This window comes from Saccharicrinis aurantiacus, assembly GCF_947489045.1.
GTDB lineage: Bacteria > Bacteroidota > Bacteroidia > Bacteroidales > Marinilabiliaceae > Saccharicrinis > Saccharicrinis aurantiacus.
In genome coordinates this window covers 32,114-57,414 of sequence record NZ_CANLCN010000025.1, presented here as the reverse complement: position 1 = coordinate 57,414, position 25,301 = coordinate 32,114, and the positions used below count along the sequence as shown (strand labels likewise).

At 35.4% G+C, this 25,301-nt stretch carries 20 protein-coding genes; 14 read left to right on the top strand and 6 right to left on the bottom strand.

Translation table 11 applies throughout. The features are described 5' to 3' along the window. Nucleotides 1-39: 39 nt before the first annotated feature. Nucleotides 40-528 carry a single-stranded DNA-binding protein gene (locus tag QMO11_RS19845; protein ID WP_068472036.1) on the bottom strand — a complete coding sequence of 163 codons (489 nt, stop codon included), beginning with the start codon at nt 526-528 and terminating at the stop codon, nt 40-42. A gap of 80 nt (nt 529-608) precedes the next feature. Beyond that, nucleotides 609-1,661 (bottom strand): A/G-specific adenine glycosylase, encoded by a 1,053-nt coding sequence (gene mutY, locus QMO11_RS19840; RefSeq protein ID WP_282039535.1) that lies wholly within the window; start codon nt 1,659-1,661, stop codon nt 609-611. Nucleotides 1,662-1,784: 123 nt separating this feature from the next. Between mutY and QMO11_RS19835 the strand changes: the two genes are divergently transcribed. The 11 genes from QMO11_RS19835 (at nt 1,785) to QMO11_RS19785 (ending at nt 14,548) form a co-directional block, all read left to right on the top strand. After that, nucleotides 1,785-2,069: an HU family DNA-binding protein gene (locus QMO11_RS19835; RefSeq protein WP_068472034.1), complete on the top strand. Its 285-nt coding sequence runs from the start codon at nt 1,785-1,787 to the stop codon at nt 2,067-2,069. A gap of 322 nt (nt 2,070-2,391) precedes the next feature. Then, the gene (locus tag QMO11_RS19830) at nt 2,392-3,942 is read left to right on the top strand and encodes an Rne/Rng family ribonuclease (protein ID WP_068472032.1); all 1,551 of its coding nucleotides are present in this window, start codon (nt 2,392-2,394) and stop codon (nt 3,940-3,942) included. A 118-nt stretch (nt 3,943-4,060) separates the two neighbouring features. After that, complete coding sequence (locus tag QMO11_RS19825) at nt 4,061-5,473, top strand: HTH domain-containing protein (RefSeq protein WP_282039532.1); 1,413 nt, start codon at nt 4,061-4,063, stop codon at nt 5,471-5,473. A gap of 108 nt (nt 5,474-5,581) precedes the next feature. Beyond that, on the top strand, nt 5,582-7,354 hold the full coding sequence (locus QMO11_RS19820; RefSeq protein WP_282039530.1) for a hypothetical protein: 1,773 nt from the start codon (nt 5,582-5,584) through the stop codon (nt 7,352-7,354). After that, nucleotides 7,339-8,139 carry an SH3 domain-containing protein gene (locus tag QMO11_RS19815; protein WP_282039528.1) on the top strand — a complete coding sequence of 267 codons (801 nt, stop codon included), beginning with the start codon at nt 7,339-7,341 and terminating at the stop codon, nt 8,137-8,139. The genes QMO11_RS19820 and QMO11_RS19815 overlap by 16 nt, the downstream gene beginning before the upstream one ends. 29 nt (nt 8,140-8,168) lie before the next feature. Then, complete coding sequence (locus QMO11_RS19810; protein WP_282039526.1) at nt 8,169-9,161, top strand: AAA family ATPase; 993 nt, start codon at nt 8,169-8,171, stop codon at nt 9,159-9,161. 1 nt (nt 9,162) lies between these two features. After that, nucleotides 9,163-10,047 (top strand): DUF58 domain-containing protein, encoded by an 885-nt coding sequence (locus QMO11_RS19805; protein WP_282039524.1) that lies wholly within the window; start codon nt 9,163-9,165, stop codon nt 10,045-10,047. A gap of 31 nt (nt 10,048-10,078) precedes the next feature. Next, the gene (locus tag QMO11_RS19800) at nt 10,079-10,888 is read left to right on the top strand and encodes a hypothetical protein (protein WP_282039523.1); all 810 of its coding nucleotides are present in this window, start codon (nt 10,079-10,081) and stop codon (nt 10,886-10,888) included. Nucleotides 10,889-10,911: 23 nt separating this feature from the next. Continuing rightward, nucleotides 10,912-11,967, top strand: a complete 1,056-nt coding sequence (locus QMO11_RS19795) for a VWA domain-containing protein (protein WP_282039521.1) — start codon at nt 10,912-10,914, stop codon at nt 11,965-11,967. Then, complete coding sequence (locus tag QMO11_RS19790) at nt 11,964-14,099, top strand: vWA domain-containing protein (RefSeq protein ID WP_282039520.1); 2,136 nt, start codon at nt 11,964-11,966, stop codon at nt 14,097-14,099. The genes QMO11_RS19795 and QMO11_RS19790 overlap by 4 nt, the downstream gene beginning before the upstream one ends. A 44-nt stretch (nt 14,100-14,143) precedes the next feature. Next, on the top strand, nt 14,144-14,548 hold the full coding sequence (locus tag QMO11_RS19785) for a hypothetical protein (protein ID WP_282039518.1): 405 nt from the start codon (nt 14,144-14,146) through the stop codon (nt 14,546-14,548). A gap of 958 nt (nt 14,549-15,506) precedes the next feature. On the opposite strand, the gene QMO11_RS19780 is transcribed toward QMO11_RS19785, so the two are convergent. Beyond that, nucleotides 15,507-18,149: a DUF6923 family protein gene (locus QMO11_RS19780; RefSeq protein WP_282039517.1), complete on the bottom strand. Its 2,643-nt coding sequence runs from the start codon at nt 18,147-18,149 to the stop codon at nt 15,507-15,509. A 544-nt stretch (nt 18,150-18,693) separates the two neighbouring features. On the opposite strand from QMO11_RS19780, the gene QMO11_RS19775 reads away from it, so the two are divergent. The 3 genes from QMO11_RS19775 to QMO11_RS19765 all read left to right on the top strand — a co-directional run bounded on the left by QMO11_RS19775 (nt 18,694) and on the right by QMO11_RS19765 (nt 22,351). Further along, nucleotides 18,694-19,572: a lysophospholipid acyltransferase family protein gene (locus QMO11_RS19775; RefSeq protein ID WP_068472015.1), complete on the top strand. Its 879-nt coding sequence runs from the start codon at nt 18,694-18,696 to the stop codon at nt 19,570-19,572. A 3-nt stretch (nt 19,573-19,575) separates the two neighbouring features. Continuing rightward, nucleotides 19,576-21,348, top strand: coding sequence for an AMP-dependent synthetase/ligase (locus tag QMO11_RS19770; RefSeq protein WP_282039515.1), 1,773 nt, complete (start codon nt 19,576-19,578; stop codon nt 21,346-21,348). Between the two features lie 205 nt (nt 21,349-21,553). Continuing rightward, nucleotides 21,554-22,351 carry a substrate-binding periplasmic protein gene (locus tag QMO11_RS19765; RefSeq protein WP_282039514.1) on the top strand — a complete coding sequence of 266 codons (798 nt, stop codon included), beginning with the start codon at nt 21,554-21,556 and terminating at the stop codon, nt 22,349-22,351. A gap of 69 nt (nt 22,352-22,420) precedes the next feature. Here the strand turns inward: QMO11_RS19765 and QMO11_RS19760 are convergent, their stop codons facing one another. The 3 genes from QMO11_RS19760 to QMO11_RS19750 form a co-directional block, all read right to left on the bottom strand. Continuing rightward, a complete protein-coding gene (locus QMO11_RS19760) occupies nt 22,421-23,344 on the bottom strand; it encodes a helix-turn-helix domain-containing protein (RefSeq protein ID WP_282039512.1) in 924 nt (307 codons plus the stop codon). Nucleotides 23,345-23,358: 14 nt separating this feature from the next. After that, nucleotides 23,359-23,871, bottom strand: a complete 513-nt coding sequence (locus tag QMO11_RS19755; protein WP_282039511.1) for a hypothetical protein — start codon at nt 23,869-23,871, stop codon at nt 23,359-23,361. Between the two features lie 376 nt (nt 23,872-24,247). Beyond that, nucleotides 24,248-25,189 carry an SDR family oxidoreductase gene (locus tag QMO11_RS19750; RefSeq protein WP_282039509.1) on the bottom strand — a complete coding sequence of 314 codons (942 nt, stop codon included), beginning with the start codon at nt 25,187-25,189 and terminating at the stop codon, nt 24,248-24,250. Nucleotides 25,190-25,301 lie beyond the last annotated feature (112 nt).

The following is a 25,301-nucleotide window of genomic DNA, read 5'->3' as shown; positions in this document are numbered from 1 at the left end:
ATCAATACTGTAGTTAAAATTAATTGGCTAAGTTAAACATTAAAAAGGTAAATCATCGGTTTCATCCGAGTCATTAAAAGATTGTTCGTTAGGTGTATTAGATGTAAATCCAGCTTGTGGAGGCTCCGTAATAGTAGGCTCTTTATATCCTTGAGATCCTGTTGAGACTTGCGTATTTCCACCCGGATTATCTGATTTTCTTCCTAATAACTGAAGATTATCAACATAAACTTCTGTTGTATATCTTTTGTTGCCATCTTTATCGTCCCACGAACGTGTACGGAGTTTTCCCTCAACATAAATTTGAGTACCCTTTCTAACGTAGTTTTCGGCTACTTTTGCTAATCCACCCCAAATAACAACATTATGCCATTCTGTTCTTTCAGGAACCTCTTGCCCTGATGCCGTTTTAAAACCACGCTCTGTAGTTGCTATCGGAAAATTAGCAACAGCTCTGTCATTTTCAAAATATCTAACTTCAGGGTCTTTACCCACATTACCAACTAGGATTACTTTATTTACCGACATTTCTTATTTAGTTATTGGATTAAACTTACTTTTTTAAAAATACTTAAATAAGTAAGATTTGCAAAAATACAGAAATTACTCTACTCTTTGCCAAAGCGAGCCACTATATCTGTTAAAGGTTTTGGAAAAGCATATTCTTTAAGATTACTTATACTCTCAATGTCAAAGATATTTGTTTCGAGTAACTGATCAATTTTTAAAATTACTTTATTGATATAAAGAGTTTGATGGGTTAATTTATGCTTTACCTGATTTGTATAAATTATTTCTTTTTTAGCATCTGCAACCAGCTCTTTAATAAAATCAGAATTGAGTAAATTCTCAATTGAAACCTCTTCTGCAGATTCATATAAAGGAAACTGATACAAGCCCTCCCATATTCCTTTACCTTCGCGCCTTTGGATAAATGTATTGTCATTGGCATCAATAATGCAAAGAAATGATAAATATCTATTTCTCACTTTTAACTTCTTCTCCTTAACAGGAAGAACATCTACTTTATCACTCCTAAGCGCTTCGCAAGTATCTTGAAAGATACAAGTTTCACACTTGGCAAGTTTAGGTGTACAATGCAAGGCACCAAACTCCATAAGAGCTTGATTAAATAAACCATGCTCACTACCGGTATTTAAACTATGGGCGAGCTTTTCAAACTGCTTTTTACCAATGGTACTATTAATAGCTGTATCGATACCAAATAACCTGGATAATACACGAAACACATTACCATCAACAACCGTTTTGTGCTCATTATAACATATTGAACTAATAGCGGCGGCTGTATACGGACCAACACCTTTTAATTCTATCAAGTCGTTATATGTACCCGGAAATGCTCCATCTAGTTCAAAGTAAATTTTTTTTGCTGCCACATGCATATTTCTGGCTCTGGAATAATAACCCAATCCTTCCCATAATTTTAGTACTTGATCCTCAGTAGCAAGTGCCAAATCTCCTACTGTTGGAAAGGTATTTGTGAATTTCTCGTAATACGAAATCCCCTGTATAACACGTGTTTGCTGCAATATAATTTCAGAAATCCATATATGGTACGGATCCTTTGTTTTGCGCCATGGCAAGGAACGCTTATGCGCTTTGTACCACAAAATCAATTCACTACTGAAATCTCTCATTGTATATTTTTTAGCAAAAATAAGCTTTTTGTTTTTTTTTATTTCGAATATCATTCTATCTTTGCAGTCTCAAATTTTGAAAAACATTGTAATTACTTGATTATTAAATAATTTTATAGAAAGATGACAAAGGCTGATATTGTAAACGAGATTTCTAAAGATACAGGGATAGAGAAAGTTACAGTGCAAAAGACTATTGAGGCTTTTATGGAGACTATTAAGGGGTCTTTAGTGGATGGAAAAAATGTATATTTACGTGGTTTCGGTAGCTTTATTGTAAAAGAAAGAGCTGAGAAAACTGCTCGTAATATTTCAAAAAATACTACGATCATTATTCCAAAGCACTTTATTCCTGCATTTAAGCCTTCTAAGAGCTTTGTAACAAAAGTGAAAAACAACGTAAATTAATTTGGTTATTAATAAGTTTAAAAGTTAGGTTATGCCAAGCGGAAAAAAAAGAAAAAGACATAAGATGGCTACGCACAAGCGTAAGAAGCGTCTTAGAAAAAACAGACACAAGAAGAAGAAGTAATCTTCTCCACATTGTGGTAAAAAACATAATAAAGAACAGACTAAAAAGACATTTGTCTTACCGGTCTGTTCTTTGTTGTATGTAGACATTAAAAAAAAGACCTTAATATTGATGTTACAAATAAGTAACATCTCATCAAAATTTATTGATGACATAATACTAAGGCATCGTTCTTAAATTATTGAAATACCTACCATTTTGAGTGCAGAACTATTTGTAGATGTATCTCCCGACGAGCTTTCGATTGCATTGCTCGAGGATAGAAGGTTGGTTGAATTAAGAAGAGAGAAAAGCAACGTAAAATTTACGGTTGGCGATATTTATCTGGGTAAGATAAAAAGAATAATGCCAGGCTTAAATGCTGCTTTTGTTGATGTTGGTTACGAAAAGGATGCTTTTTTGCATTATTTGGATCTTGGACCCCAATTTCGTACCCTCAAAAAGTTTCTTAATATCGCTGCCACTACCAAAAAGGGAGGAGTTGCCTTAAACAAGCTTAAAGCTGAACCGGATATTGATAAACACGGTTCAATCTCAGATGTTCTTACAGTAGGTCAGGAAGTATTGGTGCAAATAGCAAAGGAGCCCATTTCAACAAAGGGGCCACGGCTAACTTCTGAATTATCCATTGCAGGAAGAAACCTTGTATTAATGCCTTTTTCAGATAAGGTATCCGTTAGTCAGAAAATTAAATCTTCTGAAGAACGTAACCGTTTGAAAAGACTAATACAAAGTATTAAACCCCAAAACTTCGGTGTAATTGTACGTACCGTAGCAGAGGGTAAACGTGTTGCAGAGCTTGATAAAGAATTAAGCACACTGTTTCGACGTTGGGAAGAGTCAACGGCTAAATTATTCCATTTAAAGCCTAGAGCTCTTGTTGTTGGAGAGATTGGACGCACCTCGGCCATTCTTAGGGATATAATGAATCCTTCTTTCAACAGCGTTTACGTATCAGATAAAGATATGTATAACGAGGTAAAAGAATATGTTGGGCTAATTGCACCCGACAGAGAAAAGATTGTGAAAGAGTACAAGGGAAACGTCCCTATCTTTGATCAATTTGGAATTGAGAAACAGATTAAAGCACTTTTTGGGAAAACAGTATCCTTTAGAAGTGGCGCATATCTTATTATTGAACACACGGAAGCACTTCATGTTATCGACGTTAATAGTGGTAACAGGTCAAAAAGCGCAAACACACAAGAGAACAATGCTCTTGATGTTAATTTAGCGGCTGCCGATGAAATTGCACGCCAATTGCGTTTGCGCGATATGGGTGGAATTATTGTTGTTGATTTTATTGATATGCAAAAGGCCGAACACAGGCACAAAGTGTATGAGCGCATGAAAGAGGCTATGGGCCCCGACAGAACAAAGCATAATATTCTGCCGCTGAGTAAATTCGGATTAATGCAAATTACACGTCAACGTGTTAGACCTGAAATGGAAATAGAGACTAATGAGTCTTGCCCATCCTGCTATGGAACAGGTAAAATTGCACCAGCTATCCTACTGGAAGAAAAACTGGAGAGCAGCATTAGAAAAGCTGTTGAAGGACACAAGAAAAAGAAATTGACCCTGAAGGTTCATCCGTATTTGGGAGCTTATTTAACGAAAGGCTTTCCTTCAATCTTCCTTAAATGGAAGTTTAAATATACATTCGGATTGAAATTGATACCTTCCGCTTCGTTAAGTTTTTTAGAGTTCAAGATCACAGATGAAGATAATAAAGAGGTTGACCAATAGGTCAACCTTTTTTTTGCCTTTTTTTAAAAAATTAACTCCCCACATAAAAGCTACTGACATACTGTTGTCACTCCCCCTTGTTTTATTTGTACTAATAAACATCTAAAACGATAATATTATGAAGACAACAAAAATGAATGAAACATTAGTAGCATGCCACAGTATTAAAACATCTCTTAATACCATAAAAGATGAAGTTGGCGTTACCCCAGAGGCAATTTATAAAGAACTCAGCAACCAAGGAATTGAACCTACGGGAGCACAAATTTGGGATTATAATGGCTGCGACGATAAGCTTGATACCATATTCGACCTTAATATTTGTGTGCCTGTTGCCAAAGCGGGTGCCGATACTGAGTTTATTCAATTTCTTACCCTTTCCGAGATGAAAGGCATTTCGTATACCCACAATGGCCCTTGGAGCGAATTTGGTAATGTATATGGTAAGTTAATTCAAAGTGTGTTTAAGAATAAACTTAAACCAAGTGGACGAAATCGTGAAGTTTACATCAACTGCGATTTTGAAGACCAATCTAATTGTGTTACTGAAATATTTATTGAAGTAGAATATGCCTCTATAACAATGAATAGAATAGATAGATTAAGTGCCATACTCATACAACTTCAAAGTAAAAGCTGTGTTACAGCTGCCGAAATTGCTAATCGTTTCAATATTAGCTTACGTACTGTTTATAGAGATATTAGAGCCCTCGAAGAAGGTGGTGTACCCATTGCTAGCGAAGCCGGTAAGGGGTATTCCTTATGCTCTGGATACAATTTGCCTCCTATCATGTTTACGCAAGATGAAGCCAGTGCTTTTATATTAGCAGAAAAGCTGATGTCAAAAATGAGCGATGTAAAAATTCAAGAAGCCTTCACCACTGCTCTATTTAAACTTAAATCAGTATTACGCTCAAGCGAAAAGGATTATCTAGAATCACTAGATCAAAAAATAAGTGTTTACAATATTAATAACACTAACAATCATGACACTGACTTATGTCTAAATGATATTCAGCATGCGCTTGTAAATAAAAAGCTACTGCAGATTGAATATGAAGCAAATTACAATGGTAAAACAAGTTCTAGAGTAATTGAACCCATGTGCCTTTGTAATTATTGGCAAACGTGGCACCTAATTTCATATTGCAGACTAAGGAATAGCTATCGCGATTTTAGATTAGACCGCATCTGCTCGCTTAAGGTGTTAGATGAACACTATGGTGATGAACACCTAATTAATATTGAAGATTATTTCAATGCACTCTCTCCCCAAAATGACCTGAAAAAAATTACCCTCCGATTTGATAAAAGCATCTACGCGCAGGTATCCCTTGCAAAGTATTTTTATGGTTTGCTAAATGAGCAATTTGATGGTAATAATTATACAATGGATTTTGCCTATGGTAACCTCATCTATTTTGCTAAATGGATTATTAGTTTTGGAACTGAAGTTAAAGTGGTCAGTCCGCCAGAACTTCAAGAAGAAATCATTCTATTAGTAAAAGAACTCTATAGTTATCACAAGTAGAAACAAACAATGTACCCCTCAATATTTAATCTATTAAACACTCCCCGAAGTACTAATCTTGATACGCACAAGTACACAAAAGCCAACTGCATTATGTATTTTTGAGTCATGATTAAACATCCAATACACAAATCACAATTTGGAAAACGACTGTTGGTATTATTCTGTTTGTTAATTTCTATAATTTCAACAGAAGCGCAAACTGCATTTTGGAAAAGCAGCAACGAAAGCTATTTTGTAGGCGATTATTTTGTGGCTTCTTTAATAATAGTTGGTTCTGATGTTAAAAAGCAACCTAAACTAGCGAGTTCTGAAGCTTTCAGTTACCAATTACTTGAAAAAAAGAAAGTAGAAACCGAAGATCAAACCACAACCATCTTCAGGTATAAGTTTATTCCTGTTAAAGCAGGTTCGCTTTTACTACCACAAGCAGCTATAGGAAATATTAAAACTGATAACTTTCCTTTAATAGTGCAAGCTCCTGAGCGTAATCCTAATTTACGGCTTGAGGTAACTGTTTCAGAAAACAGCTGTTTTCAATTTCAGCCTATTACGCTGTACTTTAATTGGCAATCGGCTATTCCTCTCAATAACCTAAAGGCTGTAAATATTGATTTACCCATTTACAAAAACAAATATTTTAAAGTATATACACCTAGTAAAACGGCACAATTCTCAAAGCACGATATTGGTCTACCCGTTTCGGGCAAGCGTATAATTGCAAGCATACACGATGTTGATATTAATAACACACCATATAAGGGCATCGAATTTCAGCTAACCATCGCACCCCAGCAAGCAGGTATTTTCGAGATAGAACCATCTACTGTTTTATGCTCATACCTAAAGCAAAATACTTCCTTCAATGCCTACCCTGCTTACTTCGATAATAATCTATTCGATACCGAAACCTCAAACAAATACAAGCGATTGGTTTGTCAATCCAAAACCATAAAACTACATGTTAAAGAACTCCCTAGGAAAAACAAACCTGCAAATTTTAGTGGCTTATTCGGTGCTTTCAATGCCGAGGCTAATTTAAGCGAAGCACAAATTGAAGCAGGCGAAGCTCTAAAAATGCAATTCAAAATTAAAGACTATCCGTTTCCCGAGACATTTGCTTTACCAGAGCTCAATACACTGCTGAATAATGATTTCTCATTTACTAAGGCAAACCCTGTAGTTTCGTATAATGATTCGTTAATTACCATCGACAAACTAATCCGCATTAATAGCACAAAAACGAAGGCGCTACCTGAAATTCATATTCCTTATTTTGATTTATCGAAAAACAGCTATGCATTTATCAATACCAATGCCATAGATATACAAGTTCTACCCAATAAAGCAAACACAAGTGATATTGCTGATTCTACTCAAACCGCTGCTAAAAAAAATGCATTAACATCTAATCCTTACGGGATACTCCAGTTATACACACAAAAAGATGCCCTGAATCAACAGAAACAAAAAGGAAACCATTGGTTTTGGTGGTCATTAATCCTCTTGCCTATTGCCATATTTTTAGGCAATAAAGCGTATGCATCTTTCACTAGCCAATCCGCCATTCAAAAAAGAAACATTCGTAAGGCCACAAAAGTATTTAATAAAAGTCCATGCAATACTATTGAGGAAACCCAGAATGCAATACAAATTTTCTTTCAGGATGCTTTTGCTGTTACAGATGAAGTATTATTGCCTAGTAAAATAACTGAAGTTTGTTCTTTTTACTCTGTAAATATCGATTTACAACCCATTAAAGATTTTTATGCTGTTTACTTCAGTAATAGCTTTTCTCAAACTGATAAATCAACTTTAGCCGATACTGAAGAGATTAAAATATGCATCAATAAACTTGCTAAGATATGCTTACAGAAATAAAAAAATACTTGCTAAGATACCATTTAGCCATATTGATGCTCTGTTTTGGGATTTCGGCTTATGCCGATAAAAATTATGAAAGCTATCAAGAAGCACTTCAACTATTTGAACAGGCAGATGAATTACAAGCTGCAAATCCTGATTCTGCAAAAGCTAGCTATCAAAAAGCTGCCAATAGATTAGAGTACTTGATACAGAAGTCGAACATCAAAAACGGATGGCTACATTACAATTTAGGGAATACCTATTTTAGAATGGACGAACTAGGCTTAGCCATATATAACTATAGAATGGCTCAGAAATATTTGCCCTATCACAAGGATGTGAGTCATAACCTACAATATGCACAATCGTTAGTGACTGATGCTACTGAAGAGAATACCTCATCGAGGTATGCCCTCACTATGGAGTATATCCGAAGCATAGCTACCCCAATTAAAGTGTTACTATTTATTCCATTGTATATTATAGTGTTGCTCCTTTTTATCACTCCCATAAAAAAACGTTTCCCGGCTTTCTACAGATGGATTGGCTTTGCGGTTCTACTACCCATAACCATATTATTGGCCTTAAGCAGCATTGAATCTACAAAGGGCATCATCATAAAAGATAGCATCATTGCTAAAAAAGGAAACAGCTTGGTTTACGAAGATGCACTAATGAGTGGACTAAACAAAGGCTGTGAGTTTACTATGTTAGAGCAACGTAATGAATGGATTAAAATAAAATTAATAGATGGCAAAGAAGCCTGGATACAAGAAGATGGTGCCAGAATTATAAAATAAGATATTAGTAAGTATAAAGACCTATTATAATGAACGATATAAAAACTGAAAACGAAGCATTATTAACGAAAGCACTGCTTTTTGATAAAATTAAAACAGAAATCAGCAAAGTAATCATTGGGCAAAGTGATTTAATTGATAAATTACTCATGGCCCTATTATGCAATGGTCACGTTCTTATAGAGGGGGTCCCTGGCTTGGCAAAAACCCTAACCATTAACAGCCTGGCCGATACTTTACATGCCTCATTTAAACGTTTACAGTTTACTCCCGATTTATTACCTGGAGATTTAACGGGTACATTAATTTATAGTCCGAAAGACGGAAGTTTTGAAACCCAGCGAGGACCTGTTTTTGCCAATATTGTATTGGCCGATGAAATAAACCGTGCTCCTGCTAAAGTACAGTCGGCTTTGCTAGAAGCCATGCAAGAAAAGCAAGTAACCATTGGTAAAGAAACGCTTCAATTACCAAAACCTTTTTTTGTTTTGGCTACACAGAATCCTTTGGAACAAGAGGGAACCTATGAGTTACCAGAAGCACAGGTTGATAGATTCATGTTCAAACTAAATGTGGAATACCCAAGTTTTGAAGAAGAACATCAAATACTACAAGCCATGTCGAAAGCCAAGGCTGATGTGAAGTTAGAACCTGTGGTTGACATAGCCGAGATACAAGATATTCAGCTTTCGCTTGATGAAATATTCTTACACGAGCGCTTAGAAAAATATATTATTCGCTTAATTTTTGCCACCCGTGAACCTAAAAAGTACGTTAGCGAGGTGGCCGAATATATTAAGATTGGTGCATCGCCTAGGGCTACCATATTTATGGCAAAGGCGGCAAAAGCAAAAGCTTTTTTACAACAGCGCACCTACGTTACTCCTGAAGATATCCATGCTGTGGCTCCCGATATTTTACGCCATCGTGTGGTAGTAAATTATAAAGCTCAGTCTCGCGGCATTAGCATCGAAAAGGTTATTGATACCATACTTAAAAACGTAGCTCTTGAGGAAGCCTAATATGTCAGTACACGAAACCGACATTCACGATATTCACCTGCAATTTCTTAAAATTGTTGATGAACAATTAGCAGGCTTATTCCGCAGTGCCTTTAAAGGCCACGGCTACGAATTGGCTGAAATACGAAAGTATGCCCCGGGTGATGAGATTAGAATGATTGATTGGAATGTGACTGCACGAACCGGTGATTTATATATCCGCCAGAATTTAGAGGATAAAGAATTATCTGTTTTTATATTAGTCGATGCTTCTGCTTCAGGATTAGTACATAGTTTAGAGTCGAGCAAGCAAAGTGTTATTAACAAACTAGCCACCTTACTCACCATGCTTTGTGTGCGTAACCGCGATCAGGTTTCTATCATTAAATTCACAGATGAAATAGAGGGATATTTACCTCCTTCAAAAACGGCATCGCAAAGTATTAAAGCCATCGACTTACTATATAAAAAAACGAGCAATTCTAGAAAAACGAGCATCAAAACAGCCCTGCAGCACTTAATTTCATTAGAAAAGAAAAATGCCTTGGTATTTCTTCTTTCCGATTTTATGGATTCTAATTATCAAGAGGAATTGGAGTTGGTATCGGAATTGCACGATTTAATTTGTTTGCAAGTAAGCGACCCATTAGACGAAGCATTACCAAATGTGGGCTTAATTGAAATGAATGCTATTGAAAGTGGCACCTCAGGCATTATTAATACATCTAACCGAAAACTACTTAAAAAAATAAATAGATCACTCCGTGAGCAACAAGACAAATTACATCGTATGCTGCTCGATGTAAATTGCGAACATCTCAAACTTAATGCAAATGATGACGCAGTAATTAGTTTAAAGCATTTTTTTAGTCAACGCAAAAAAGGACGGAATCATGTGGGCGCATAGAAATCATACAAACAAATTATTCTACCAAGTAATGTTTGTTTCCCTGATGGGAGTAGTGCTATTAGCTTGCAATAAGAAAGAAGATACCAGTCTAAGACAGCATTATTCATTAGGAGAAAGCTCTGTTGAGCTTCGATTACAAAAAACGCAGTACCACTTACCTGATTATATTAATTTCAGTTTAAACATCGAAAGTAATGAAGAACTTACACCTAAAGTTTCCATCGATAAACAATACAAAAAGCATTTGCAATTAGCGCATTTCAATAAGAACACCGTTATTGTTTCAAGGGCAGATAGATTATTGCATCAATACCAATTTATTTTCTCTGCTAAGCAAGCCGATACAATATGGTTTTCTGGGTTTAATGTGCAATTCAATAATGGGGCTGAGGTAAAAACTGATAGCATACAGATATGTGTAAACTCAGTTCTGAATGATAAAAATGCCGAGCCAAAACCAATCATTACAAAATTGCCCTTTCGTTTCCCATTTGGATTTATTATCGGTATTATTCTGCTATCAGCAGGAGGATTTTACATCTATAAAAGAAGGCTTCAAACTAAAGTTGAGACACCTATTATTGAACGTGATGAAAAGACATACTTATTAAAAGAAATAGAATCATTAAGGCTTAAACCGATAAGCCCAATGAAATTCGATAGCCATTTACAAAAGCTCTTATTTAGTTTTAAGGCACATCTTCAACCTACAGAATATATCAAACTTATTAATGAATATGATAGCTATTATAAGGAACAAAGCTTTGCTCAAAATCAAGCTGAATCAGAACGTCGGAACAAGTTAATAAGCTACTTAGTGGATAAACTCAATAATTAAAAATACTAAACACAAAAGAGTCAATGCAATTTGAATCTCCCATAGCATTTTTGCTACTCCCAATATTAGTAGTAATTGTGATTTATCGGCACCGTAGAAATACGGCTGGCGGAATTTCCATGTCGAATGATGCTGCCATGCAACTCATAAATAAACGTCAGCAATGGTATTATAAGTTACCTTATATATTGCAGATAGCAACTGCCTTTTTTCTAATATTTGCCCTGGCACGCCCCGTAACTACAAATGCAAAGTCTGAACGAAAATCAAAGGGGATTGCCATGCAACTGGTGGTGGATATTTCGAGTAGTATGGATCAGAATGTTCAAATTGCAGATAGCTCTGCTACCCGAATGGAAGTGGCCAAACATGTTATTGCGGGTTTTATAAAGGGTAACGATTCCACTTTTGTGGGACGCACACACGATGTAATAGGTATCATTTCTTTTGCGCGATTTGCCAATACCATTTGTCCGTTTATTATGGGGCCTGATGTATTGGTGCACTTTGTGGATAAACTTGAAATTGAAGATCGCCCCAACGAAGATGGAACAGCTTATGGCGATGCCACTGCCCTTGCTGCAGCGCGCCTTGAACGCATGGATGATATTTACGATCAGCAAAACGTGCAAAAAACAGATGACACTTCTGTAAAAAGCAAAATCATCATCCTGTTAACAGATGGCGAAAATAACTGTGGTAAATACCAACCCATGGCAGCAGCAGCATTGGCCAATAAATGGGGCATTAAAATTTATACCATCTCGTTACAAGACGAACCCGATACACAAGAAATAGAACACGAAGGACAAACTATTGAGTTGCCCGAAGATTTAAGCCAAACAGACTATACCTTACAACAAATGTCGAACTTAACAGGAGGCAAGTTTTGGCGTGCACACGATTTTGGTACGCTCAATAAAGTGTATAAAGAAATTGATGAACTTGAAAAGAGCGATATCAAAACCATATCGGTGATAGAAAAAAAGGATGTGTTTTACATTTTTGCACTATTGGCCTTACTGACTCTTTGCACCGAAATAATACTTCGCAACACCATATTACGCAAAATTCCATGATAGCATTAGTACTATATAAACCCATATATTTAAGCTTTATGCCATTGGTTGGCATATTGCTGTTTCTTTATTTGCGTGCATCGGTAAAACGTAGTAAGGCTTTAAAAATATTATTTCCACATAGAAAAACTAGTGCTTTTGAGCGACCAAAAAAGTTGCGTAACCTAAAAATATCTTTAATTTTATCTGCTTGTGCTTTGCTGATTTTTGCATTGGCACAACCCGCTTGGAATTTAAAAACAGACACCTCTATCCGCCAAGGAAAAGATATTGTAATTCTGCTTGATGTATCCAGAAGTATGTTGGCTGAGGATATGAAACCCAACAGACTTGAAGCTTCGAAGCAAGCTATTATAGAGTTTGCTGAGAGCTTGGAAGGTGACCGAATTGCATTGGTGGTTTTTGCTGGTGCATCGCAAATTGCTTGTCCGCTTACTTACGATTATAACTTTTTTAAGAGTGTAGTACAAGATGTGGATTGGCAATCGGCTAACGTAGGTGGTACCTATATCTCAACAGGCATGGAACGGGTTTGTAACGATTTGCTTGAAACGCAAAAACAGGCTTTAGTTGATGTATTACTATTATCGGATGGCGGTGATATGGGTAAATTAGATTCTTTGGGCCAATACTTCCTAAAGAACCAAATTAACTTGGTAAGCATTGGTGTTGGAAATGCCAATATTGAGAGCTTAATACCAGAAACAGATGCTGATAAAATGCAAACATCCCCTTATGTACAACATCATGGAGAACCCGTAAAAACAGCATTAGAACCTGAAGCCCTCAAACAAATAGCCAAAATTACCAAAGGAGCTTATGAAGAAACGGTTGGCAAAACCATTAACTTAATTAATATCTATCAGCAACATAAAAACAATGCACAACTCAAAAGTGAAATAGAATCTGACATTAGCAGCTTTAAAGAGCAGTTTCAATGGTTTATAGCACTGGCTTTATTATTAGTCCTCATCACACTAGCCATCTCTAAAAGAAAGGGACATCAAATCACTAAGGTTCTTATTCCGTTTTTCATATTATCATTGCTCAGTTGTAATAATGAGCAAAATAAGATTAAACAACTAAACAAAAGTGCACAACTAAGTACCAATCAAGAAGCCTATATATTGGCTACAAACGATTACAAAACAGCTTACGAACAAAGTACACATCGAGAAACAAAAGCTGCTTTGGCATATAATGTTGCCAATTGTTTGTACCAACAAACTTTTCATATAGAAATAGATATTGAAGAGGACGAGGAATTTGATATTGATGAATTAAAACTGCAACTCTACAACGAAAGTTTAAGCTATTACAAAATTGCCTTAGAACTAAACCCAAAACTAAAAGATGCCATATTCAACTACGAAGTTGTTAAGCAAAGTGAGAATGAATTATTGGCAGAAATTGAAAAGCAAAATCAGTTGCAAGATCAAATGAATGATCCTGTGAAAGAGATATTAAAAGTGTTGACCAACGAATTGCAATTACAGCAGAAGCATAATAACAATGTAACTTGGTTCCTACGTAAGAAACTAAATAAGAAACAAAATTTCACTCAGGATAACCGTACCGAAAAATTACAACAGTTTGCACAAACACAGTTACAATATAGTGATACTACAAGCCTTATATTACAACTAATTTGGAATTTAGAGACTGCACTTGATTCGATCCACAATGTATTACAAATACAGTTTGAGCAAGATACAATACATAAAATAGCCATCAATAAAATGGATTCTACTTTTATGTTTCAACAAAAAGCAGCTAAATTGATTACCTCAAAAAAACAGCATAATTTATCAAGTCACCAACGCAATGCAGCTAAGCTAATTCAGGAAACTATTGACTATTTTAATAGCCAGTATAATCAGGATCCTAACATGCCCGAGGGACAGCAAGAATCTGATGAAGAAGGCGAAAGTGAGGAAAGTGACCAAGAGAGTGAATCTGATTTTGCCGAAGCACAAAGCGAAGCCTCAGTAGAATTAAGTAGCATGGATGAAGTAGAAGGATTTCCCCCTCCTAACGATAATGCACAAGATGTATTAAAGCAAGAGCAAAAAAATAATGAATCGCGCAGCAAAAAGCCATCAAAGTATAAGTCGACTGAGATGGATTGGTAGCTAGAGAGCAGCAGAAGGGAAATTCATTTTTTAGATATGGAATTATGAAAATAGGTATCGCACAATACACATCTGACAGCATTGAAGAAATATCAAATATTGTTAATCAATTTTCGCTTACTTTAAAAGTATTTTTTAAGAATCTCCAATACTCAAAGGATGTCGATGAAATTTATTTTGGATTCATATGTGTTGAGGACGATTCAAAATTCTTTTTTAAACCAAAGCGTCATAGACTAAGTAAAAAAGACAATACATTTCAGTTTGAAAGTGATTTTGATATGACTATGATCAAAAATTGTTCTGAGCAAGAGATAACTCTTTTACTTCTAGAGAAGTTTAAGGAAGTTCCATTACTTCTCCCTAAAAGAGTAACAGACTTTAAAACCGAGGAATATTTTCACGATTTAGATAACTTTACTAGTCAATATATTAGTGGACTAACATAGAACTACAAAAACTCTCTGAACACTCTCATCTCAAGCCTTCACACAAGTCTTGTTAGTAGTCAAAAACGTAGATGAAGCACCTCGCAACACTTGTAAATACCATATTTTTCATCAAAAGGTAGTTCGCAACACCTGCGACATAGTTTTGAATGTAGGTTTTGTACCTCGCAATACTTGCTTGGACTATTTTCAATGTAGTTTTTTGGCTTACAACACCTGCGAGTTCCATCTTTAACGTTCTTAAGTTACTCGCAACACTTGTTAAATGATTTTCTAAGGTTCAAAAGCACCTCGCAACACCTGCAACATACTTTTGAATGTAGGTTTTGTACTTCGCAATACTTGCGAGGTCTATTTTGAACGTTCTTAAGTTACTCGCAACACTTGCGAAATGACTTCTTAACGTTCAAAAGTAGCTAGCAACACCTGCAACATACTTTTGAAAGTAGGTTTTGTATTTCGCAATACTTGCGAGTTCCATCTTTAACGTTCTTAAGTTATTCGCAACACTTGCAAGGTGCTTCTTAAACATTGGGTTTGGCACTTGCAAGACTTGCGAGCTCCTTAGAGAAGGTTCTTTGATGTGTTTTCAAGCATTGCGAAGTGCTTGTACTTTAAAGGGCAATATACTAGCCATATTATTTACCTACCTATGCTACAGAAATTGAGTAATATTAACCACATTCACACTCTCTCGCTTCAGTTCTATTTATAATTTACCATACTGCTCAGCGTATTAATTAAATTATATAGAGTCCTATGGCTACGCCACATAATACATAAGCCTTTTAGCGTATGTGCCTTAATAAACCAATATTTTTTTTGCCTGAGAATAATAACAAAGCGAGACGCTTCTTTAATCGTGAGAATTGAAAATCACTATGCTAACTGCATTAAGCAAAAAAAAGGTAGCCGCATAAGCGACTACCTAGAAAACTAAACAATCTAAAACTTCTAATTAATCTATGAAAACTACCTTACCTTTATTTCTTTTCCCATTTGGAGTAATTAATCTATATATGTAAACCCCACTTTTAATATCGTCTTTATCAATTTGTATTTCGTTAAGACCTTGGTATGCCATTCCTTTATAAGTTCTAACACTTATCCCTGTACTTGATAATAGTTTAAGAGTATAATTCCCTCCAGAATTTGAATAGAATTGAATAACACCAGAGGTTCTTATTGGATTAGGACTAATTGATATTTCACTTTTATCAATAGGAATACCATCAATATTAGTAGGCACATTTAAAAACTCAATATCGCTAATACTTAAACTTCTATTCTCTTCAACTCCCTGATTGGAGGCCTCCATTATAAACACTAATGTTGTTAAGTCTGTTGCATTAAACTCTGGTTCTCCACCAACAAAATCTGAGAATAATAAAGTATACCTTTCATCAGAATCAGTGAGTGTTATTTGAGTTTTAAATTGATTACTCCAGTCCTCAACACTCGTTTTAAATAATGAAACTATTAATTCGCCATTGCCGGAGGCATTAAAACTCAAACTATTAAACGCTGAGAAATCGCTTGATATGAATCGGGGGGTTAAAGAACGATATAGTACGCCATAACTATCTGTACTAATTTCTAAATTAGCATTTCGTTCAATTCTTTGCCCCTCACCTTCATATAAGAAACTATTATTTGTAACTGAATAATCTAATATTGTTGTTGATCCGTCATTAGTATCAACTCCATAAGCACCATCAGAGAAAAACAGATCATCAGGTGACATATCTTTACTATTACTCAACCTGAAACCAAAATCAAACATCTGCCCAATTTCTATATTAACATCATTAAGATATTCATCTAAGGTAAGAGTCTCTTCTTTATCTATTTCAGCACTTGTTTCTGTTGGCGACATACCTCCATCAATCTGATATCCTAAACCATCTACCTGATAAAGGGTGTTAATTATTTGAAGATTTAAAATACCATTATTATAAGCACCACTTTTTACAAAAACAGGAGGTTCTGCAGATAAATTGTAAGATCCAATTGTTTTTTGAGCTTCTATTAATTCTAGAATGCTATTCGCAATTGTAACCAAATCATCTGCATTGTTAGCCCAAATTTGGAAATTATAATAATCACTCTCAGCTGTAAACTGATCTAAATTCCAATGAGATTCAATAATAAACTGATCATCTTTCAAACGTGCAGCAAAACTAATAACATGTTCTTTAGCTCCTTCAGGGGTTTTTATTTCGGTTTTTATAAAGTGATGACCACCAATATCATCACTATCACTATCACTATCACCACCAATAATAATATCATTAACAGATAATATTTCAGACCCACTCATTCTATCGCATATATACTTTGTATGCTCATAAACACCATTCTCTGTTTTAATAGCTATTAAAGCAGCGCGCGTGTCTTCTCCATCAAGGTAATCAATTGAATGAATCTCAACTGCATTAGTTATATCTATTAAATCACCCGGTGTGGATGTAACTCCTATTAAACCGGGTATAGGAGACTCTAAAGGAATCATTGAACCAATTTCAGGAACACCATTTGTTGAGGTTTTTAAAGAAGGTACTCCTGTAAATTTGGCTGCTTTTAATTTGTCAAATTTCACATTGTTCTTAACCCTATTGAAATTACGCTGATTGATTTTCTCCCCTAGACGATTATTACTTTCTAAGCCACCATCATTACCTGAGCTGGTAATCGTAATTACTGGGCATTCTGCAACACCTGAACAAGATGGATCATCGCAATCAATTAGGCCATCGCCATCATCATCAATTCCATTTAAACAATCTTCTTGTGGCACAGGAGCAGTTGGACAACGAGCTCCATCGTTACTGCTGCTTGATGGACCATAAGCAAACAAATTTGAATTTATTTCACCATTGGGCTCTATGTCTTGTACATCATAAATAATATAAATTGTACCGGTATTATTTGAGGATACGTAAAACCTACCTTCACTATCAAAATAAACTGCTCCATAGGTATAATTAACACCACTTAAAATCGGAACCTCACCTAAGGCTATTACCTCACCTGATTCTGGATTAACACGATATAGAATATTAGTTTTCTTCTCCACTGTATATAAATATCCATCTACCGAATTAAAGGCCCAATCATGAATAGATATATTCTGAGATAAATCCATAGTTTTCAGATGACTAACATCACCATCGTAGTTTTCAATATTCAAATCAATAAGGTGTAGTTCAGCGCCTCCACCTTTAGCGTAATAAATTCCATCCTCACTTACATCACCAATATATCTATTAGACTCTGGTAACTCTGGCACTTCAAACTGTGTAACACTAAAATCTTTTCCTATTCGGATAATAGTTTTTTGAGGTATTGTTACAGAAGCCCATATATAACCATCAGCTGGGTTATAACCAGCTGCATTTATGTTACCATTCTGAACAACATCTACAGCAACTAAATAGGCACTGCCTGATGCTAGGTCAATGGCATATACATCAGCTTTCTGAAATAAATAAGCATTGTAATCACAATTAAATGGTGTTGAACTTGGGTTCTCTTCGCCTCTCGCTATTTCAAATATACTTAGCGATGCAAGAATCATAAGTGCAGTTAAAATATTATACATTTCGCTATGTTTTAGAAGTTTACATTAAATATACTTAAATAGGCATTCACATAGTGCATCCATAGACGAATAGCGTGTTTCTATAGATGAATGGTAAAAACACACCAAGATCGAATTGAAACATTTAGACAACACCTCGCAATTAACACTAAGCCAGATTAATGGTATGAAGTAGCGCATGCGTATTTTAATATACCCCAAAGTCATTACTCCCTAATTTACGGCATGTATTTTGAGCTGTTATTGCAAAGAGTTAATTATAGTATCGGATTACCTGAATAAAATTATTACCAATAAATATTTAATAACAAGTATTATCTAAAACACAATACAACAAAACAATAGGTAATACGATTACTATTTTATATTTATGCTAAAGGCTAGCAGTTACAGTACTTTGTAACCTTTCTTAACAGAATAAGTATCAAAGAGAAGACTTTTCTTTTAATGCATTTAAGTCCTCAAAAGTTAAAACATTCATCTGTATTGTTTTGAAGGAGGTTGATAGTGGTGTGAGAGTTTATAAACAATAGAACATTTTAGAATGAAATTATTTTTGACAGGTATTTTCTACCTCTTAGTGCTTATAGTGAGTGTTATGCCATTTAGGGCATTATATTGGTTTTCGAACTTTGCCAGTTTTATAATGCTCAATGTAGCAAAGTATAGAGTTGAGGTAGTTTCTTCTAATTTAAAAAAGGCTTTCCCCGAAAAAACAGATGACGAATTAAAACTTCTTCGCAAACTGTTTTACCGAAACTTATGCGACAATTTTGTCGAGAGCTTTAAAACTTTCACCATACGTAAGTCAACAGTAGTAAAACGCCATAAAATAAAGAACCCTGAGCTATTACAAGATATCTTTAAGAAACACAAAGGAATTATTGGTGCCACGGGTCATTATGCCAATTGGGAATGGGGAAGTTTATCAGGAAGCCTCCAGTGCGATAATAATTTTGTGGCTTTCTACAAACCGGTTCGAAACAAGTATATGGATAAGATACTTCGCGATAGTCGTAGTAAATGTGGTACTGAATTGGCTTCAATAAAACAAACAGCTGCTACCTTTGAAAAATATAAAGATCAGAATTATGTATTTTTAATGGCTGCAGATCAAAGTCCTTCCAAAGGAAACCAGTTAAAATATGCACACTGGACATCATTTTTAGGTATTGAAACGGCCTTTCTTTCTGGTATCGAAAGACATGCTAAAATCAATAACTATCCGGTAATTTATATTGACATACAAAGAGTGAAACGCGGTTTTTACGAACTAGAATTATCTGTTCTTGTTGAAGATCCTTCGAAATGCAAGGACGGCGAAATAACTGATTTGTACAAAAACAAGTTAGAAGAAATTATCAGAAAGAAACCAGAAAACTGGTTGTGGTCGCACAAGCGATGGAAGCATACAAAAGCGTAAACAATGATTGATACACATATAGCACACATGCTCCGTAATAGAGCCGATAAATACGGAAGTAAAACGGTTTTTAAATACGAGCAAGGAGACGATTACAATACCATATCGTGGCAACGATTTAAGCAGATAGCAGAACAAATATCAAAATTTTTACTGCACCAAGATATTGCAGAAAATAGTAACATTGGTATTTACAGTCCTAATATGCCCGAGTGGACTATTAGTGATTTGGCCATTCTTTCAATACGCGCAGCAGTGGTACCAATTTATTCAACTGCTGTTTATTCGCAACTGAGTTATATTGTTGATGAAACCAATATGCGTGTTTTATTTGTGGGCGATGCCGAACAACTTAAACATGCGAAAAAGGCTCTAGATAGCTGTGACTCATTGGAGTTGGTCATTACCTTTAATTGTGACGCCAGCGACGATCCAAGAATTGTGCGTTTTATTGATGTCGCAGCCTCAAAGGCTGTAGCTGATGATGCCAGCTTTAATGAAAGGCTAAATAATGTAAGTACTGACGATTTAGCAACCATTATTTATACCTCGGGCACCACTGGCGAACCTAAAGGGGCAATGCTTACGCATAAAAACTTTATGTGTGCCTTTAAAAGAAACAACGAAAGACTCCAGCTTCGCGAAGATGATGTATCCATTGCTTTTTTGCCTCTAAGTCATGTTTTTGAGCGCATGTGGACCTACTTATTGCTTTATAGTGGTGCTACCAATGTGTACAACTATAATCCTAAAAAAATTATAGAGGTATTGCCAAAGGTAAAACCTACAGTAATGTGTGCTGTTCCGAGGTTTTTTGAGAAAACCTACGATGCCATTCACCAGAAGGCAGCTACTTGGAGCGCACCCCAACGAGCTATTTTTCGTTGGGCATTAAACGTTGGCTTACGTTATATCGAATATCAAAAAGATGGCAAAAAAGTACCACAAAGCCTTGCCATAAAACAAAAGTTAGCCGATGCACTTGTGTATAAAAAAGTACGTGCTGTATTTGGGGGGAACTTTCGTATGTTACCTTGTGCTGGTTCGGCCTTGAGCCCACATATACTAAAATGTTTCCATGCCATTGGTATGTTTATTACTTATGGATATGGTGCTACTGAAACCTCAGCAACAGTATCTAACATGGCTTTTACTAACTACGATTTTGATTATACTGGCGATATTTTACCTGGTGTAGAGGTGAAAATATCAGAGGATAATATGATTCTGGTAAAAGGAGAAACTGTATTTAAGGGTTATTACAACAAACCTGAAGAAACCGCCGAAGTATTAAAGGATGGTTGGTACCATACAGGCGATCAAGGGTATATTCCTAAGCCTGGCAAACTACACATGACGGAGCGAATTAAAGATATTATTAAAACTTCTACCGGTAAATATATCTCACCTCAAAAGGTGGAGTTGGTATTAAGCCAATCAACTCTTGTGGAGCAAATTTGTGTTATTGGCGACAACCGTAAATACCTCACTGCACTCGTAGTTCCGGTTTACGATGCCGTTATAAAACATGCCGATGAATTAAAAATAGCGTACGATAACATTGGCAGCTTACTCGAAGAATCTGAAATTATTAAATGGATAACTAGTGAGTTTGAAGAATTACAGAAACTATTACCATCGCACGAACGAGTTATTAAGTTTAATTTAGTAGAGGAGCCTTTCTGTGTATCCAACAACATGCTTACTAATTCTATGAAGGTACGTCGTAAGCAGGTAAATATAAATTATAAATCAACAATTGAAGCCATGTATTAATCGTTATGCAAATCATAAAATTGTCGCATTTATTAATTTGAAGTCATAAAATTAGCGGCCAATAGAAACCCGCATAATAGTAATTCTGTAATTTAGCGCCAATTGATTTTTCAAGTTTAAATTATTGTCGTAGATTAAGTTATAATTTTTAAAGTATGAATTAAGAATCTTAATCTGATTTATTAATAATCTAAATTTGAACAGCATGAAGAAAACTACAATTGCACTGACTCTATTCGTTTTAATGTGTTCACTATTTATTACATCGTGCACACAACCCGCTAAACAAAAAACACTTGATAGAATTTTAGCTGATCAAACCATTGTTGTTGGCACAACAGGCGAACAATTTCCATTTTCTTTTAAAGATGATGAAGGCAAAATTACAGGTATTGATATTAGTATTGCTAACCACCTAGCTAAAGAATTAGGGGTTGATATTAAATACAAGGTTATGCCCTTTAATCAGTTAATCCCTTCGGTTATTAATGGCGATGTTGACATTGTTTTTTCGGGCGTGTCAATTACTACCGAGAGAAATACAAAGGTTGTATTTCCGGGGGCATACTATGCTAGTGGTAAATCAATTTTAACAAAAGATAAAAAACTATCTGAAGGCAAAAAGGAGCTTATTAACTCTGAAGACATTACTTTGGCAGTAACAAAGGCAACTACAAGTGTTGATTTTGTAGAAACCAAATACCCAAAAGCCAAAATAGTGTTGGTGAAAAATGCAGATGATGCGGTTGCCTTATTAGATGATAATAAAGTTGACGGTGTAGTTGCTGATTATGAAACCTGTGAACTGTTGGCCTACTCTTATAAAGAGAGCTACTTATATTTTAAGAATTTATCATCAGCAACTGAAAAAGAATTCTTAAGTCCTATTGTTGCTGCCGACGATTACCTTTTTATTAATTTAATTACCAATTATATCAACAGAATAAATACTGTGGATAAATATGAAGTGATTGACTTAATTTGGTACGAATATCTGAATTAAAATATTCAATCATCTATACCTACTTTTATTGTGAGTGTATTTCCTATTGATTTACACTCACAATAAAAATTAATTCAACGAAGCTGACTCAATATACTCTTTGGGGCTCAGTCCGGTTTTCTTTTTAAATAAACGAGAGAAGTATTGCGGATATTCAAAGCCCAACTTGTAAGCAGTTTCGGATATTGAGGTGGCGGGATCTAATAATAGGTTTTTTGCTTCCTCAATTAAATACAGGTTAATCTGATCAACAGCAGTTTTTCCGGTCTCTGATTTAATACTATCACTCAAATAGCGATGGCTTACTTCTAACTGAGATGCCAACCATTGCACACTTGGAATTCCGTTTTCTGATAGCTGTCCACTTTCAAAATAGGCATCTAAAATTTCGGTAAACCGCGTCATTAAATTCTTATTAATCTCTTTTCTATTTAAAAATTGACGCTTGTAAAAACGATCAGCATATTTTAAAAGTGTTTCAAGGTGAGAGATGATAATCTCTTTACTAAACTCATCCTGATTATTTTGGTATTCCGATTCAATATTCCTAAAGATGGTTTTTATGGTTTGTTCCTCTTTGGGCGAAAGATGTAGCGCCTCGTTAACATTGTAATTAAAGAAATGGTAATTCTTAATCCTTTTACGAATATCCAATCCTTGAATAAAATCATCGTGAAAAGCCAAAAACCACGATTCAGAACTAATTACAATATCTTTTACCGTATAGGTTTGATTGGGTGCAGAGAATAGCAGTGTTCCTGTGCTACAATCGTATTTTGTGCGGCCATAAATAATTTCGCCAGATATAATGTTTTTTAAACTGATGATATAAAACTGATTGGTATAACTGGCTTCCTCCTTTGAGGAGATGCAATTATTTATCTCATCGGTACTCATTGTTTTCTGACCAATACTGAAAAGCGGATTCTCTGGCTCAGGTAAATTCTGCGCCAAGTTGAACTCGGTAATATTTTTAAAGTTTATATCTCTCATCACTACAAATCAAACTATTTATTTAAAGGCATTTCAAGCGAAATTAATTCAGCTTTATATGCCTCAATTCTATCGCGAGCAGTACCATCAATCAATAAAATAACTACTAACATGGCAATGGTTGTAATCATGCTAGCGCGCCATACTGGCGAATTCATAAAAATAATAAGCAAAGCACATACTGCTATAATTATGGGAATAGCTTTAAAAACTATCGTTTTATATTCGTTAATCGCTTTATCTACACGTACTATTTCTGCTTCTACAAAAGCTGAGGCATCGGCGTTGTAATCTGCTGCAAAGCTCGAAATTCGGGATATATTGGTGAAAAACAAACCAAAACCTATGGTTAAAAGCATTGTTCCGGCAACCAATGTTGGAATGATATATGCCTTGGCCATATCTGTTTTTCCTAGCTGCCAAAAACCGATGCTTGCTAATACAAAAGCAAATCCGAAAACAATGAAAAATGCGGTTGAAAAAACCTCGGCTTTAGCCCAATCTGTTGCAGTTTTTAAAATATCCATAGCGTTATTCATTTTAATATCAATGTTGTCCTAATTAAATTTTCACTCAAGCCGTGAAGGCTTCTACTTTTTTCTACAGTCAAAAAAGTAGACAAAAAGACCGTCGACTGCACCCATTTCACTCAAAAAACTTTAATGGTGCTGAAACAATTAAGAATACTCAATTCTTAATCGTCCCGATATTATAAACTCGCACTTTTTCGTGCCTCAAAGCACTCAAACAGAAAACAATTTTTAAGCGTCATTTCAATCCAGTTTTTTGGTTCACTGGCTGAGGTCGATACTAAACAAGGCGTACAGCCCATTATATAAAAACGTTTAGGACGAGATTGTTTTAATATTTAAAATTGATGAACTTCTTTAGTAGCTATATAGCCTACTTTAAACCCGTTTCTTTTTCTGATAAATCCCACAGTTTTTTTGCAACAATCCTATCCTTAGCGTGAGCTTCTATTTTATGTGCTCCCACGGGACCAACCCAATTGCTTCGGCCTGTAGGACCGTAAAAGCCTTTTTCATCCAAATCATCTTCGGTAGCACACATTAACTCAGGGTAAGCTCCTTTTTCAGCTGATTGTGTTAAGGGTGATAGTTTCATCAATCCAAAGGTAATTCTAAGCATTAAACTACCACTGGTTTTAATAAGCGAAGTTCGTGAAGAGCCCGGGTGACAGGCATAAGCTTTCACATCAGTTTTGCCAGCTTGTTTTAATCTATCTTGTAATTGGTAAACCGACATAATTTGAGCCAGCTTACTTTGGCTATAAGCATTATTACCGGTGTAATCCTTATTCCAATTCATATCATCAAATTTTATGGCTTTAATGCCCATATTATAACCCAAACTACCCACGGTTACAATGCGTCCTTTTGATTTTTCAATTAAAGGGAATAATAATCCTTGTAGTAAAAAATTTCCGTAATGATTGGTTCCTAATTGGCTTTCAAAACCATCTTCGGTGAGCACTTGCTTGGGCACTTGTGCAATGGCGGCATTTAGCATTAAAGCATCAATGCGTGGCACGGTTTCAAGCACCTCTTTAGCTGCTTTTTTAACAGAGGCCAACTTACCTAAATCCAAAGTTATATAGGATACATCAATAGCATTTCCTAATTCGTTTTTATAGCTTGCAATTACGTCTTCTGACTTTTTAGGGTTACGATTCAACATCACTACTTTGGCACCTTTTGACAAAAGAATTTTTGCTGCTTCAAATCCTGTTCCGCTAGTGGTTCCGGTAATAACAAATGTTTTCCCCTCTTGCGATTTCATAAACTCTGGTGTCCATCCTTTTCTTCCAAATCTGCTATCAGTCATCATTCAAACTTTTAGTTACAAAAATATTATGGTACAAAGGTCGTTTATCAAAGGCATTTAGCACTTAAACATTTTGGTAGTAGTTGTATACTTTTTGGTATTAACACCCAAA